The following is a 14,718-nucleotide window of genomic DNA, read 5'->3' on the forward strand; positions in this document are numbered from 1 at the left end:
GCTTACTCCTTGCGATGGCCGTATACGCGCGGCTGGGTGTAGTAATCGATCAGCGGCACGCAGATGTTGGCCAACAGCACGGCGAACGCCACGCCGTCCGGGTAGCCGCCAAAGCTGCGGATCAGCCATACCAGCAGACCGATCAGCGCGCCGAAAATCAGCCGGCCTTTATTGGTGGTCGAGGCGGTAATCGGGTCGGTAGCGATAAAAAACGCGCCCAGCATCGTCGCGCCGGAAAAGAGATGGATCAGCGGCGAAGCGAGCGTGCCGGGCGAGAAAAACCAACCCAACGTCGCGCACACCGCCAGCGAAGCCAGGAAGCTGACAGGGATATGCCAGCGAATGGTGTTGGTCAGCAGCAGGAACAGGCCGCCCAGCAGGAAGCCGATATTGACCCACTGCCAGCCGATGCCGGCGACAGCGCCGCCGAAAATCGGCTGCGCCAGCAGCTGCTCCGCGCTGTGTCCGGCACGCAGACCGGTTTTGAAGGTATCGAGCGGCGTCGCCTGGCTGACGCCGTCAGCGCCCATTTGCAGCTGCTGGATGGTATCGCCCGCCAGCGTGTGATGGGTGAAGATCATGCTCAGCGAATCGAACAGGCCCGGCGTTACCGACTGCAACGCTTCCGGCGGCAGCCAGCTGGTCATTTGCATCGGGAAAGAGATCAGCAGCACCACATAGCCGATCATTGCCGGATTAAACGGATTTTGTCCGAGGCCGCCGTAAAGCTGTTTGGCGATAATAATGGCAAAGGCGGTACCGATAACGATCAACCACCAGGGTGCCAGCGGCGGCAGACTGACGCCCAACAGCAGGGCGGTGAGCAACGCGGAGTGGTCGCCCAGATTCGCCAGCACCGGCTGCTTGCGCAGGTGGAGGATCGCCGCTTCGGTGCCCCATGCGGTCAGGGCTGCCAGCGCCACCTGAATCAGGTTGCCGTAGCCGAAAAAGTACCACTGAGCGGCCATGCCGGGCAGCGCCGCCAGCAGCACCAGCATCATGATGCGGCTGGTGGCCCGATGGTTATGGGTATAAGGGGAACTTGCTATACGAAAAGCCATTTAATCCTCTAAGCCTGTTTGCTGCTGTGCTTTACGCGCTTTGGCGCGCGCAACGGCGGCGGCCACGGCGGCTTTACGGCGCGCGTCCGCTTCATCCGTGTCGGCGTTCTCCGCCGCCTGTTGTTGTGCTTTTTTCGCTTTGGCACGGGCGACGGCCGCTTCAATAGCCGCCTTACGCGCATCGACCGGCGCGGCGTCAGCGCTTTCCGGCTCGGCGGCGGCTAAAGGCACGCTTTCGCTTTCCGGCGTCATCGCATCCGTTGATGGCACGCTCTGGCTTTCCGTTTCGGTCTCTTCAGCGGCGTGATGTTTCTCCGCCGTCGCCTGCTGCGCCTTTTTGGCTTTGGCGCGGGCGATGGCGGTGGCGACTGCAACCTTACGCGCGTCAGCGGCTTCAGCCATGCGCTCGCTTTCCGGCATTATCGCCTCCGCTGCGTCAGGCGCGCTTTCGCTTGCCGCGGCATCCTGCGCCTGCTGCGCTTTCTTCGCTTTGGCGCGGGCGATAGCGGCTTCCACCGCCGCCTTGCGCGGGTCAACCGCGTCAGGGGCGCTGTCGCTTGCCGCGGCATCCTGCGCCTGCTGCGCTTTCTTCGCTTTGGCGCGGGCGATAGCGGCTTCCACCGCCGCCTTGCGCGGGTCAACCGCGTCAGGGGCGCTGTCGCTTGCCGCGGCATCCTGCGCCTGCTGTGCTTTCTTCGCTTTGGCGCGGGCGATAGCGGCTTCTACCGCCGCCTTGCGCGGATCCGCTGCGCCGCTCTGAATTTCCGCGTTATCCTGTTCCTGCTGCGCTTTTTTCGCTTTGGCGCGGGCGATAGCGGCTTCCACCGCCGCCTTGCGCGGATCGCACGCCTGACGCGACAGCGGCTCGGTCTCCGCCTGTTTTTCCGCCTGACGCTGGCGCGCCAGCGCTTTACGCGCCTCGCGCTGGGCAATGACGGCGGCGTTATCGGGCGCGTCGCCCGCGTTAACGTCAACCTCTGCCGCTTTCTTCGCCTTCACGCGCGCCAGCGCAGCGGCGATTTCATCCTGTTCGCTGGCGCTAACCTTACGCTTCGCCTGCGCATGACGCGCTTCACGGGCCAGTTTTTCCCGTTCCAGACGCGCCTGACGCGCTTCAAAGCGCGCTTTCGCTTCGGCGGTGCGTTTCGCTTCCAGATCGATAGCGCGCAGTTCCGCCTTCTCCTGGCGGTAATACTGCACCAGTGGAATATTACTGGGGCAAACCCAGGCGCAGGCGCCGCATTCGATGCAATCGTCAATATGGTAAGCGCGCGCCTTGTCGTGATCGGCGCCCTGGCTGTACCAGTAGAGCTGCTGCGGCAGCAGATTGGCCGGGCAGGCGTCGGCGCAGGCGCTGCAACGGATGCAGGAAAGCTCCGGCTGCGGTTCGCCCATCTCGCTGGCCGACGGCGCCAGCAGACAGTTGGTGATTTTCACCACCGGCACATCCAGCGCTGGCAGGGTAAAGCCCATTAGCGGACCGCCCATAATCACCATCTGCTTTGGCTGCGGCTGAAAGCCCGCATGGTGCAGCAGATGGCTGACCGGCGTGCCGAGCCGTCCCCAGACGTTGCCCGGCTGCGTCACCGCTTCGCCGGTCAGGGTCACGACGCGTTCGGTCAGCGGCTCGCCGTCGATAATCGCGCGCTTCACGGCCCAGGCGGTGCCGACGTTCTGCATCAGCACGCCGATATCGGAGGAGCGCCCGCCATGCGGCACCTCTTTGCCGGTCAGAATTTTGGTCAGCTGCTTCGCGCCGCCGGAAGGATATTTGGTAGGAATAACGCGCAGCTGCAAATCATTGGCGCCGCCCAGCGCGCGCTTCAGCGCGGCGATTGCTTCCGGCTTGTTGTCTTCAATGCCGATTAGCACACGCTCCGCCTGTAATACCCAGGCGAGAATACGACTGCCTTCAATTACCTCATCGGCGCAGTCCTGCATCAGGCGGTCATCGGCGGTGATATAGGGTTCGCACTCGGCGGCATTGATAATCAGCGTGCGGGTGCTGTTCAGCCCGCCTTTTAGTTTGGTCGCGGTTGGGAAGCCCGCGCCGCCGAGTCCGGCGACGCCCGCCTGGTGAATACGTTTAATCACTTCTTCACGCGGCAGCTGGCGATAATCCGCCACGCCGTCGCGCTCGATCCAGCGATCTTCGCCGTCGGGGGCGATAAATACCGACATCTCCGCCAGACCGGAAGGGTGCGCGGTCATATGTGGGCCGATTGCCTCAATCACGCCTGAGGTCGGCGCATGCACCGGCAGCATTCGCCCGGTTCCGAAGGTCAGCGGCTGGCCGCGCAGCACTTTATCGCCGGGTTTGACGCAGATTTCGCCTTCGTGGCCGATATGCTGCTTTAACGGAATGATAAAGCGATCCGCCAGCGGCAGCTGACGCAGCGGCGTGCCGTTGGACTGGGTCTTCATTTCAGGCGGATGAATGCCGCCGTCAAAGTCCCAAATCTTATCTTTACGGAAGATATTCAGTAGGTTAAGCATGACTTTCCACAGGAATGACCCGTACCGGGATGGTTTGCAGATCCCATTTCCAGTTAGCCGTGGTGGTGGCAACCGGACGCATTTCAATACAGTCGGTTGGGCAGGGAGCGACGCAGAGATCGCAGCCGGTGCAGACGTCGCTCAGCACGGTGTGCATCGCACGCGTGGCGCCGACGATCGCATCGACCGGACAGGCCTGAATGCACTTAGTGCAGCCGATGCAGTTCGCTTCGTCAATCCAGGCCACGGTGCGCACCGGTTCTTTCGCGCTTTCGTCGCCGTCGATCGGCTGCGGCTCCACATTGAGCAGGCCCGCCAGCTTCAGCATCGTCTGTTCGCCGCCGGGGGCGCATTTATTGATCGCCTCGCCGTTGTTGCCCACCGCTTCGGCGTAGGGGCGACAGCCGGGATAGCCGCACTGCCCGCACTGGCTCTGCGGCAAAATGGCGTCGATTTGTTCAACGATCGGGTCCGCTTCCACTTTAAAGCGGCGTGACGCATAGCCCAACAGCCCACCGAAAATCAGGCACAGGGCGCTAATTGCAGCAATAGCTATCCAGATAGCGGTCATCAGAATTTCACCAGACCAGTAAAGCCCATAAAGGCCAGCGCCATCAGGCCAGCCGTGATCAGGGCGATAGAGGAACCCTTGAACGGGGCCGGCACATTCGCCAGCACCAGACGTTCACGCATACCGGCAAACAGCACCATCACCAGCGAAAAGCCCAGCGAGGCGCTGAAGCCGTAAAGCGCCGCCTGCAAAAAGGTATGGTTGAGGTTGACGCTTAGCAACGGCACCGCCAGCACCGCGCAGTTGGTGGTGATCAGCGGCAAAAAGATACCCAGCAGGCGATAGAGCGCCGGGCTGGTCTTACGCACCACCATCTCCGTGAACTGCACGGTGACGGCGATCACGAGGATATAGGCCAGCGTGCGCAGATAGACCAGATCCAGCGGCAGCAGAATAAGGTGATTCACCAGCCAGGCGCAGATCGAGGCCAGGGTTATAACGAATGTGGTCGCGAGGCCCATGCCAATCGCCGTTTCCAGCTTTTTGGAAACGCCCATAAAGGGACAAAGGCCGAGAAACTTCACCAGAACGAAGTTATTCACCAGCACTGTGCCAACGAAAAGAAGCAGGTAATCGGTCATCGTATCGCCCGGGGTTACAAAAGGTACTTATTATCAGTTATTCCCGGCGCCATCACAACGGCGCGGGCGGCGGGAGGAAGGACAAAAGCACTCATGATTAAATTATTGCGTTTTTTCGCGCCGCTCAGGGCGCGATAAAGGTCTTTTTCACCCGCTGCGATCGGCGAAAATAGGGCACCAGCGTCGCCGCCGCCAGCAGCGCCAGCAGCAGGGAGCGCACCGCCGCGCCGTCGGCGATCGGCGAAAAGGCGAAGGTTTTTAATGCCAGCGCCACGGTCAACAGCAGCCAGATAATGTAGTGGCGAGGCAGGCGGCGCGAGCGCTGGCAGAAAATCCAGGTGACCCAGGCGCTGTATAACCAGACCGCCAGCGAGGTGGCCAGCGACAGGCCCCATTGCGTCAGAAACGCCGTATCGTGGCTAAACAGCGCGTCGCGCCAGGCGGGGTTAAACAGCGCGCCGATATACATCACAACCACCAGTGCGCTGGTGAGCACGGTCAGAATCAGCCAGGCGAGCGGCAGCAGCAGCCAGCCGCCGAGGCGTGGCGCGGGGGACGTTAACGGCATAAAGCATTCCTTGTACAGCGAAACGGCGGCGTGAGGCAGGTGATGGCCAAACCCGTCACGCCCGATATGGACCCGGTATTATACGGAAAAGCGGGGGGAGGAAACAGGCAGGATTTATACCACGTAGCGCCAGACCGATTTCGGCACTTCGCCTAAATTGAATAATTTACCGCCGGAAACCAGCTCGGCGCGACGATGATCGGCAGCGCGATACATATTCATCAGTTCACGATCGTCGGTAAGAGAATAATTAAGATGATCGAATAACTTTTCCAGGCTTTCAGAGGTATTCACTTTACGAAATTTCAACAGGTAATCTTGCGCTGTCATAATAACCATAATAATGGAGAGAAGGTTGAGCGACTCAGTATAGGGAGGCCGCGGCGTCTGTCCAGATCCTGCCGGGTAAAAAAACGCTAAATTCAGAAAATAGCGCTGTCCGTCGACAGATGAAATTCAAATTTATACTTTTAAAAAGGTGTGACGCTGTTACAGCACATTCTTTTTCTCTTAAATGTGAAAAAATTGACCATTTATACCAGGAATATTCTGAACAAATAGTTTTCCCTTACGCCGGTTCATATCAGGGAAAGGTGACGATCCGGCGATCGCACCTGAGGGATAATAAACCTGTTTTTTGCGCGGTTAATTAAAAATAATTAACATTTGCGCTAAAAGCGCAAAAAACAACATTGTGCGAAACATCACAAATATGTGATTTAACGCGGCGACAATGACGCGATGGAACATGGCTAAAGTTTACACGCCTTTGTAATCGCTACCAAAACCTGTGCTGGCTAACCACTTATGTTTATTACAGTTATTTAACAGTTTTGAAAAATCATTTCAGGCGTTTTATCCATATCTTTTACCTGAATCACTCCTTTCTGAAACAGGTAACCCATTTAATTAATTGAATTTTGTGAAGCATGTCGAAAACTCCCGTAGCCGAATCCGCCAGGCTGTAAACGCGTTTGTACCCAAGCCGTAAAATCCCACCAGAGGAAGAAGACTATGTGGAAGCGTTTACTTTTATCCGCGATGGTGAGCGCTACGCTCGCCGCGCCGTCGCTGGCGGCAAATATGACCGTTGGTTTCTCGCAGGTTGGCTCTGAATCAGGCTGGCGCGCAGCGGAAACCAGCGTAGCGAAAAGCGAAGCGGCGAAGCGCGGCATCACGCTGAAAATTGCCGATGGTCAGCAGAAACAGGAGAACCAGATCAAGGCGGTGCGCTCGTTTATCGCCCAGGGCGTCGACGCCATCTTTATCGCACCGGTGGTGCAGACCGGCTGGGAGCCCGTGCTGGAGGAGGCGAAAGACGCCAATATTCCGGTATTCCTGCTCGACCGCGCCATCGTGGTGAAAGATAACTCGCTCTATACCTCGGTGATTACCGCGGATAACGTGCTGGAAGGACGTCTGATCGGCGAATGGCTGGTGAAGCAGATGAACGGCAAGCCGTGCAACGTGGTTGAATTACAGGGCACCGTCGGCGCCAGCGTCGCCATCGACCGCAAAAAAGGCTTTGCCGAAGCGATCGCCAATACGCCGAACATTAAAGTGATCCGTTCGCAGTCGGGCGACTTTACCCGCAGCAAAGGCAAAGAGGTGATGGAGAGCTTTATCAAGGCGGAAAATAACGGAAAAAATATCTGCATGGTTTATGCCCATAACGACGATATGGCGATCGGCGCGATTCAGGCGATTAAAGAGGCGGGCCTGAAGCCGGGCAAAGATATTCTTACCGGCTCGATTGACGGCGTGCCGGATATTTATAAAGCGATGCTGGCGGGCGAAGCCAATGCCAACGTCGAGCTGACGCCGAATATGGCTGGCCCGGCGTTCGATGCGCTGGAGAAACTGAAACAGAACGGCACTGTGCCGCCGAAAGTGATCAAAACCGAAACCAAACTCTGGCTGCCCGCCGACGCGCAAAGCGAACTCGATAAGAAGAAAAATATGGGCTACTGATCCGCGTTTCATCGCCGCCGTCGGCCAGACGCTCCGTTGGGCGTACTGGCCGACGCCGTTGTTATTCACCGAGGCGTATTATGACTGTGCAAACAGAAAAGCTGCTGGATATACGCGGCGTCAGCAAATTCTTCCCCGGCGTGAAGGCGCTGGATAATGTCTCGTTCAGCCTGCAACGCGGCGAAATTATGGCGCTGTTGGGGGAGAACGGGGCGGGCAAATCAACCCTGATTAAGGTGCTGACCGGCGTTTACCAGCGCGACGCCGGCGAGGTGTTGCTGAACGGTCAGGCCATTGCGCCGCGCAATACCGCGCAGGCGCAGCAGGCAGGCATCGGCACCGTTTATCAGGAAGTGAACCTGCTGCCGAATATGTCGGTGGCGGATAACCTGTTTATTGGCCGCGAGCCTAAGCGCTTCGGCATGGTCGACCGCAAGGCGATGGCGCATCAGGCGCGCGCGCTGCTTAACCGCTACGGCTTCTCGCTCGACGTCAACCGGCCGCTGGGTCACTACTCCGTGGCAATGCAGCAGATTATCGCTATCTGCCGTGCGGTCGATCTCTCCGCTCAGGTGCTGATTCTGGATGAACCGACCGCCAGCCTCGACGCCAGCGAGGTAGAGATGCTGTTCACGCTGATGAATCAGCTGAAGGCGAAGGGGATGAGCCTGATTTTCGTTACCCATTTCCTCGACCAGGTGTACCGCGTCTGCGATCGCATCACTATCCTTCGCAACGGCCAGTATATCGCCACCCGCGATGCCGACACGCTGCCGCAGCTGGAGCTGATCAAGCTGATGCTGGGGCGCGAACTGATGGAGACCGCGTTGCAGCGCGCCGGCAGAACGCTGAAAAGCGATAAGCCGGTGGTGGAGTTTCAAAACTACAGCAAGAAGGGCACCATCGAACCGTTCAGCCTGGCGGTGCGCCCCGGCGAGGCGGTCGGGCTGGCGGGCCTGCTCGGTTCAGGCCGTACCGAAACCGCAGAGGTGCTGTTCGGCGTGCGGCGCGCCGACAGCGGCACCGCCATTATCCGCGGCAAAAAGCGGACCATCCGCAGCCCGGCGCAGGCGTCGCGGCTTGGCATGGGTTTCTGCCCGGAAGATCGCAAAACCGACGGCATCATCGGCGCCGCCTCGGTACGTGAAAACATTATCCTCGCTCTGCAAGCTCAGCGCGGCTGGCTGCGTCCCATCAGCAAACGCGAGCAGACGGATATCGCCCAGCGCTTTATCCGCCAGCTGGGGATTCGCACCCCGCACGCCGAGCAGCCGATAGAGCTGCTCTCCGGCGGCAACCAGCAGAAGGTGCTGCTGTCGCGCTGGCTGGTGACCCGCCCGCAGTTTTTGATTCTGGACGAGCCGACGCGCGGCATCGATGTGGGCGCCCATGCGGAGATCATTCGTCTTATTGAGTCGCTGTGCGCCGACGGCCTTGCGCTGCTGGTGATCTCCTCGGAGCTGGAGGAGCTGGTCGGCTACGCCGATCGCGTGGTGATCCTGCGCGATCGTCAACAGGTTGCGGAAATCCCGCTGGAAAAACTGTCGGTGGCGGCGATTGTCGGCGCCATTGCGGATGGAGGTGCGCGCCATGCCTGAAAGTCACGTATTGCCGGAGAAGCCCCCTGTGTTGAAGCGTAAACTCCCACCTGGAATGCCGCAGCTGGCGGCGCTGATACTGGTGCTGCTGGTGGACAGCCTGGTCGCGAACAACTTTTTTGCGCTGCATTTACAGGATGGCCGCCTGTTCGGCAGCCCGATCGACATTCTTAACCGTGCGGTGCCGGTGGCGCTGCTTGCCATCGGTATGACGCTGGTGATCGCCACCGGCGGCATCGATCTCTCGGTCGGGGCGATTATGGCGATCGCCGGCGCGACGGCGGCGACGCTGACGGTAGCGGGTCACAGCCTGCCGGTGATTATACTGGCGACGCTGGCCAGCGGCGTGCTGTGCGGACTGTGGAACGGCATCCTCGTGGCGTTGCTGAAGATCCAGCCGTTCGTCGCCACGCTGATTCTAATGGTGGCGGGGCGCGGCATCGCCCAGCTGATCACCCAGGGGCAGATCGTTACCTTCGACAGTGAGGCGCTGGGCTGGATCGGCAGCGGAGCGTTCGCGCTGCTGCCGGTACCGGTCTGGATCGCGGCGGCGATGGCGCTGCTGGTCTGGCTGCTGACGCGTAAAACCGCCCTTGGGCTGTTTATCGAAGCGGTGGGCATCAACCTGCGCGCCGCGCGCAACGCCGGGGTCAACGGCTGGCTGGTGGTGATGTCCGCCTATCTGATCAGTGGCTTCTGCGCGGCGGTGGCGGGGCTGATCGTCGCGGCGGATATTCGCGGCGCCGATGCCAATAACGCCGGGCTCTGGCTGGAGCTGGACGCCATCCTGGCGGTAGTGATCGGCGGCGCTTCGCTGATGGGCGGGCGCTTTAATCTGCTGCTGTCGCTGCTGGGCGCGCTGATTATTCAGGCGATGAACACCGGCATTCTGCTCTCCGGCTTTCCGCCGGAGCTGAATCAGGTGGTCAAGGCGGTGGTGGTGATGGCGGTGCTGCTGCTGCAATCGCCGCGTTTTTTGCAGTTACTGAAGCGGAGAGGCTGAAATGTTAAAACGTCATTTGCCCTTAACCATCACGCTGCTGGTATTCATCGCGGGCTATCTTTTCTGCCTGTCGCAGTTTCCCGGCTTTGCCTCGACGCGCGTGATTGGCAATATCCTCACCGATAACGCCTTTCTCGGCATCATCGCCGTCGGTATGACCTTTGTGATTCTTTCCGGCGGCATCGACCTGTCGGTGGGCGCGGTTATCGCCTTTACCGGCGTCTTCCTGGCGCGGGCGATTGGCGATCTGCACCTGTCGCCGTGGCTGGCGTTCGCTATTATTCTGCTGGCGGGAGCAATCTTCGGCGCGCTGATGGGCTGGCTGATCGATGCGCTGAAAATTCCCGCTTTTATTATCACTCTGGCGGGCATGTTCTTCCTGCGTGGTTGCAGCTATCTGATTGCGGAAAGTTCGATTCCGATTGACCATCCGCTTTATAGTACGCTTTCGGGCATGGCATGGAAAATGCCGGGCGGCGGACGGCTCAGCCTGATGGCGCTGGTGATGCTGGCGGTGGTAGCGCTGGGGATTCTGCTGGCGCACCGCACCCGTTTCGGCAATCAGGTCTACGCCATTGGCGGCAATATGCACTCCGCGCAGCTGATGGGCGTGTCGACGCGCGCCACCACGGTGAAGATCTATATGCTCTCTACCTTTCTGGCGACGCTGGCGGGCATCGTCTTTTCGCTCTATACCTCGGCGGGCTACGCGCTGGCGGGGCTGGGCGTGGAGCTGGACGCCATCGCGTCTGTCGTGATCGGCGGCACGCTGCTTTCCGGCGGCGTCGGAACGGTGCTGGGCACGCTGTTCGGCGTGTTGATTCAGGGGCTGATTCAGACCTGGATTAACTTCGACGGCACGCTCAGCTCCTGGTGGACCAAAATCGCCATCGGCGTGCTGCTGTTCGCCTTTATCGCGCTGCAACGGCTGCTGACGGTGATGTGGGATCGGCAGCAGAATGCGCCGGTAGAGCGGGTGACGCCGCAGTAGCCGCCGCACGACTGGCGGTCAGCCAGACAGAGCGCTCCAGGCCGGGGCGCTTTTTTTATCCCTAATTAGTTACAACATACTAATCAAGAAATAAGTTCGATGCTTCAGCTACGGCAAACGCAACGCCTGGCAGGGAAAAAGCCCCCGCCCGCAGAGCAGGGGTAACAAGCATTAATTATCGCTGGCGCCATATCTGCCTTTAAGGATGAGTTTCAGCGAGAGCATTAAACAGGCGGGAAGGAACAGGGCGGATGCGGTGAAAAGAAACGTGTTACCACCGTCAGAATAAAAAAAGCCGCATCGGGTTGATGCGGCTTGTGTCGGCTGTACCGGTTAGCGGTCAGCGCTTGATGCGGTAGTAAACTTCGTTCCAGCGCAGCGCATCCTTAAAGGCAGGTAACGTGGTGTCGTTATCGATCACCATCACTTCGATGCCGTGCATCTCGCCGTAAAGTCGCATATCGTCCACGTCCAGCGCCTGGCTGAAAACGGTATGGTGCGCGCCGCCGCCCAGAATCCAGGCTTCAGAGGCGGTTGCCAGTGAAGGCTGCGCCTTCCAGAGCGCACGCGCCACCGGCAGCTTCGGCAGCGGCTGCGGCTGTTCGATGGTATCCACCACGTTAACCAACAGGCGGAAACGGTCGCCCATGTCGATCACGCTGGCGTTCACCGCCGGGCCTGCCGGCGTTGAGAAGATCAGGCGGGCCGGATCGGCTTTGCCGCCGATGCCAAGGAACTGCACGTCCAGCAGCGGCTTCTCTTCTTTAGCGATAGAGGGGCAGACTTCCAGCATATGCGAACCCAGCACCAGCTCATTGCCCGGTGCGAAGTGGTAAGTGTAATCCTCCATAAAAGAAGTGCCGCCAGGGCGATCGCCCGCCATGATTTTGAAGATGTGCAGCAGGGCAGCGGTTTTCCAGTCGCCTTCGCCGGCGAAGCCGTAGCCCTGCGCCATCAGACGCTGCACCGCCAGGCCAGGCAGCTGCGTCATGCCGTGCAGCGTCTGGAAGTTGGTGGTAAAGGCGCGGCAGCCTTCGTCATTGAGGAAGCGCTTCATGCCCAGCTCGATGCGCGCGGCGTCCAGCACGTTCTGGCGTTTTTCGCCGTTGACCGCCGCCACGTCGCTGAAGCGATACTGGCTCTCATACTCATCGATCAGCGCGTTGACGTCGCCGTCGCTGACCTGATTGATCACCTCGACCAGATCGCCCACGCCCCAGCCGTTGACCGCATAGCCGAACTGGATCTGCGCCGCGACCTTATCGCCTTCGGTGACCGCCACTTCCCGCATATTGTCGCCGAAGCGCGCCACCTTCAGCTGCTGGCTGGCGTGACGCGCCGCGGCGGCGCGCATCCATTTGCCAAGACGCTGGTGGCTGTGACCATCCTGCCAGTGGCCGGTGATCACACTGTGCGCCAGGCCCATGCGCGCGCCGATAAAGCCGAATTCGCGGCCGCCGTGCGCAGTCTGGTTCAGGTTCATAAAGTCCATATCCATGCTGTCCCACGGAATCTCCGCGTTGAACTGGGTATGGAACTGTAACAGCGGCTTGTTCAGCACTGACAGCCCGCCGATCCACATTTTCGCCGGCGAAAAGGTGTGCAGCCAGGTGATGATGCCGATACAGCTGTTGTCATGGTTGGCGTCGCGGCAGAGCGCCAGCGCCTCGTCGGGGCTTTTTACCAGTGGTTTCAGCTCCAGCTTCACCGGCAGGCCCGCTTCGCGATTCAGCCCGTCCACCACCTGCTGCGCGTGGTCGGCGACCTGGCGCAGCGTTTCCGGTCCATACAGATGCTGGGTGCCGATAACAAACCACACGCTCAGCGAATCAAACTGTTGCATACAAACTCCTTAAATTGTGGAAGACGGACGTGCGGCATAGTTCGGTTCGGCTGTCGCACACCACTGTTGATAACGTTCATAAAGCTGCTGGAAGCGCGCCACGCGCGCCGCGTCGGGCTGCAACGTGCGTTCGACCGGGCTGGCCATCTTTTGCTGCGCGGCAGGGACATCCTCATAGACGCCCGCCGCCACGGCGGCAAAGATCGCCGCGCCGAGGGCGCAGCACTCATCGGAGGCGACGATATCCAGCGGACGGTTCATTACGTCGCAGCAGACCTGCATGATGGCGGGGGATTTACGGGCGATGCCGCCCAGCGTCAGGATGTTCTCCACCGGGATCTGCTGCTGCTCGAAACATTCCATAATGGCGCGCGCGCCGAAGGCGGTGGCGGCGATAAAGCCGCCGAACAGCGTCGGCGCGTCGGTGCCGAGGTTCAGGTCGGTAATCACCCCTTTCAGACGCTGATTGGCGAAGGGAGTGCGGCGGCCGTTAAACCAGTCCAGCACCACCGGCAGATGATCGAGCTGCGGATTCGCTACCCAGGCGTCGGTCAATTGGCGCAGCAGATCCTGCGACAGCGCATCGAGCTGCGGCTTCAGTTCCGGCTGCTGCTGCGCCGCCAGCTGTAAAGGCCAGTTAAGCAGGCGGCTGAACCAGGCGTACATATCGCCGAACGCCGACTGGCCCGCTTCCAGGCCGATGGCGTCGGGCGTCACGCTGCCGTCCACCTGGCCGCAGATGCCTTCGATGGCGCGCGTGCCGACGCGCTCCGCGTCGGCGATCAGAATGTCGCAGGTCGAGGTGCCGATCACTTTCACCAGCGTATAGGGCTGCGCGCCGGCGCCGACCGCGCCCATATGACAATCGAAGGCGCCGCCGGAGAGGATAACGTCGGTAGAGAGGCCGAGGCGCATCGCCCACTCTTCAGTGAGAGTGCCGACCGGCTTTTCAGCGGTAAAGGTGTCATTGAACAGCGGATAGTCGAGCTGCGTCGTCAGCAGCGGATCGAGTGCGTTGAAAAACGCCGCCGGCGGCAGGCCGTCCCACTGCGGATGCCACAGCGATTTATGTCCGGCGGCGCAGCGGCCGCGGCGGATAGCGGCGGGCGCGGTGGTGCCGCTCAGCAAGGCGGGCACCCAGTCGCACAGTTCGATCCAGGAGACGGCGGCGTCGCGCACCGCCGCATCGGTGCGTGAGACATGGAGAATTTTCGCCCAGAACCATTCGGAGGAGTAAACGCCGCCGATATAGCGCGAATAGTCCTCAAAGCGGCCGCTGCGGCAGAGCTGGTTGATCTCCTCCGCCTCCTCAATGGCGGTGTGATCTTTCCACAGCACAAACATCGCGTTTGGGTTGTCGGCGAATTCAGGACGCAGCGCCAGCACGTTGCCGTCGCGGTCGACAGGCGCCGGGGTGGAGCCGGTGGAATCGACGCCGATGCCGACCACCGCCGCGCGCTGCTCTGCGCTCAGACGCGACACCACGCCGCGAATCGCTTTCTCCAGCGCTTCAATATAGTCCAGCGGGTGATGACGAAACTGGCTTATCTGCGGCACCGAGTAGCGTCCCGCCATCCAGCGCGTATAAGGCGCCACCTCTTTCTGTAGTTCTTCGCCGCTTTGGCAGTCTACCGCCAGGGCGCGAACCGAATCGCTGCCAAAGTCCAGACCAATCGTTATGGCACCAGCACGCATTCGGGCTCTCCTGTTAATGAACAATCGCAGGCTCTAACAGTAAAAAGCACACCGTTTTTCGGTTAGCCCTGGGCGGCTGCAAATATGCACTTTTCTGCCATCGTCATGGGTTATGTGAACTCGGTCAAAAGTTAACTTAAGGTTAAAATCGCTGAATCTATGGACATTTTTGCTGTTGTTTTACGATGTGATACCGCTCTACATTTCGCGTGACGTTTCCCGCTAAAACTAGCCCAGCGTTTGCTCAGGTAATACGCAATCACTGCGCTAATTATCTGATTTGTGGTTTTTGAAGCGCTTTTCATCCGATTGGTACCGTTTACACCGTTTCGTTGCGCAC

Annotated in this window: 12 protein-coding genes; 4 read left to right on the forward strand and 8 right to left on the reverse strand. The window is 60.0% G+C overall.

Annotation, left to right across the window (positions count from 1 at the left end; genetic code table 11):
* Positions 1–2: 2 nt before the first annotated feature.
* The 6 genes from rsxD to ydgT all read right to left on the reverse strand — a co-directional run bounded on the left by rsxD (position 3) and on the right by ydgT (position 5,607).
* Positions 3–1,061, reverse strand: coding sequence for an electron transport complex subunit RsxD (gene rsxD / locus C2E16_RS10085; protein WP_084970376.1), 1,059 nt, complete (start codon positions 1,059–1,061; stop codon positions 3–5).
* A complete protein-coding gene (gene rsxC, locus C2E16_RS10090) occupies positions 1,062–3,557 on the reverse strand; it encodes an electron transport complex subunit RsxC (protein ID WP_104951487.1) in 2,496 nt (831 codons plus the stop codon).
* A complete protein-coding gene (gene rsxB, locus C2E16_RS10095; RefSeq protein WP_084970374.1) occupies positions 3,550–4,128 on the reverse strand; it encodes an electron transport complex subunit RsxB in 579 nt (192 codons plus the stop codon). Before rsxB ends, rsxC begins: the two co-directional genes overlap by 8 nt.
* The gene (gene rsxA / locus C2E16_RS10100; RefSeq protein WP_038626252.1) at positions 4,128–4,709 is read right to left on the reverse strand and encodes an electron transport complex subunit RsxA; all 582 of its coding nucleotides are present in this window, start codon (positions 4,707–4,709) and stop codon (positions 4,128–4,130) included. Before rsxA ends, rsxB begins: the two co-directional genes overlap by 1 nt.
* A 124-nt stretch (positions 4,710–4,833) precedes the next feature.
* Positions 4,834–5,277, reverse strand: a complete 444-nt coding sequence (locus C2E16_RS10105) for a DUF2569 domain-containing protein (protein WP_038626250.1) — start codon at positions 5,275–5,277, stop codon at positions 4,834–4,836.
* 114 nt (positions 5,278–5,391) lie between these two features.
* Positions 5,392–5,607, reverse strand: a complete 216-nt coding sequence (gene ydgT, locus C2E16_RS10110) for a transcription modulator YdgT (RefSeq protein ID WP_084970381.1) — start codon at positions 5,605–5,607, stop codon at positions 5,392–5,394.
* A 684-nt stretch (positions 5,608–6,291) separates the two neighbouring features.
* On the opposite strand from ydgT, the gene ytfQ reads away from it, so the two are divergent.
* The 4 genes from ytfQ to yjfF all read left to right on the forward strand — a co-directional run bounded on the left by ytfQ (position 6,292) and on the right by yjfF (position 10,840).
* Positions 6,292–7,248, forward strand: a complete 957-nt coding sequence (gene ytfQ / locus C2E16_RS10115) for a galactofuranose ABC transporter, galactofuranose-binding protein YtfQ (protein WP_038626245.1) — start codon at positions 6,292–6,294, stop codon at positions 7,246–7,248.
* Positions 7,249–7,328: 80 nt separating this feature from the next.
* Positions 7,329–8,846, forward strand: a complete 1,518-nt coding sequence (gene ytfR, locus C2E16_RS10120) for a galactofuranose ABC transporter, ATP-binding protein YtfR (RefSeq protein ID WP_038626243.1) — start codon at positions 7,329–7,331, stop codon at positions 8,844–8,846.
* Positions 8,839–9,849, forward strand: a complete 1,011-nt coding sequence (gene ytfT, locus C2E16_RS10125; protein ID WP_084970373.1) for a galactofuranose ABC transporter, ATP-binding protein YtfT — start codon at positions 8,839–8,841, stop codon at positions 9,847–9,849. Before ytfR ends, ytfT begins: the two co-directional genes overlap by 8 nt.
* A gap of 1 nt (position 9,850) precedes the next feature.
* The gene (gene yjfF / locus C2E16_RS10130) at positions 9,851–10,840 is read left to right on the forward strand and encodes a galactofuranose ABC transporter, permease protein YjfF (RefSeq protein ID WP_084970372.1); all 990 of its coding nucleotides are present in this window, start codon (positions 9,851–9,853) and stop codon (positions 10,838–10,840) included.
* A gap of 340 nt (positions 10,841–11,180) precedes the next feature.
* On the opposite strand, the gene araA is transcribed toward yjfF, so the two are convergent.
* Positions 11,181–12,683: an L-arabinose isomerase gene (gene araA, locus C2E16_RS10135; RefSeq protein ID WP_084970371.1), complete on the reverse strand. Its 1,503-nt coding sequence runs from the start codon at positions 12,681–12,683 to the stop codon at positions 11,181–11,183.
* A 9-nt stretch (positions 12,684–12,692) separates the two neighbouring features.
* Complete coding sequence (locus tag C2E16_RS10140) at positions 12,693–14,378, reverse strand: ribulokinase (protein ID WP_104951488.1); 1,686 nt, start codon at positions 14,376–14,378, stop codon at positions 12,693–12,695.
* Positions 14,379–14,718: the final 340 nt, after the last annotated feature.

This window comes from Mixta calida (genome assembly GCF_002953215.1).
GTDB lineage: Bacteria > Pseudomonadota > Gammaproteobacteria > Enterobacterales > Enterobacteriaceae > Mixta > Mixta calida.

Coding starts and splice junctions, on each gene's coding strand:
- ytfT (WP_084970373.1), top strand. CDS start 8,839: ATGCCTGAAAGTCACGTATTGCCGGAGAAGCCCCCTGTGTTGAAGCGT.
- ytfR (WP_038626243.1), top strand. CDS start 7,329: ATGACTGTGCAAACAGAAAAGCTGCTGGATATACGCGGCGTCAGCAAA.
- rsxB (WP_084970374.1), bottom strand. CDS start 4,128: ATGACCGCTATCTGGATAGCTATTGCTGCAATTAGCGCCCTGTGCCTG.
- yjfF (WP_084970372.1), top strand. CDS start 9,851: ATGTTAAAACGTCATTTGCCCTTAACCATCACGCTGCTGGTATTCATC.
- C2E16_RS10105 (WP_038626250.1), bottom strand. CDS start 5,277: ATGCCGTTAACGTCCCCCGCGCCACGCCTCGGCGGCTGGCTGCTGCTG.
- rsxD (WP_084970376.1), bottom strand. CDS start 1,061: ATGGCTTTTCGTATAGCAAGTTCCCCTTATACCCATAACCATCGGGCC.
- ytfQ (WP_038626245.1), top strand. CDS start 6,292: ATGTGGAAGCGTTTACTTTTATCCGCGATGGTGAGCGCTACGCTCGCC.
- C2E16_RS10140 (WP_104951488.1), bottom strand. CDS start 14,378: ATGCGTGCTGGTGCCATAACGATTGGTCTGGACTTTGGCAGCGATTCG.
- araA (WP_084970371.1), bottom strand. CDS start 12,683: ATGCAACAGTTTGATTCGCTGAGCGTGTGGTTTGTTATCGGCACCCAG.
- ydgT (WP_084970381.1), bottom strand. CDS start 5,607: ATGACAGCGCAAGATTACCTGTTGAAATTTCGTAAAGTGAATACCTCT.
- rsxA (WP_038626252.1), bottom strand. CDS start 4,709: ATGACCGATTACCTGCTTCTTTTCGTTGGCACAGTGCTGGTGAATAAC.
- rsxC (WP_104951487.1), bottom strand. CDS start 3,557: ATGCTTAACCTACTGAATATCTTCCGTAAAGATAAGATTTGGGACTTT.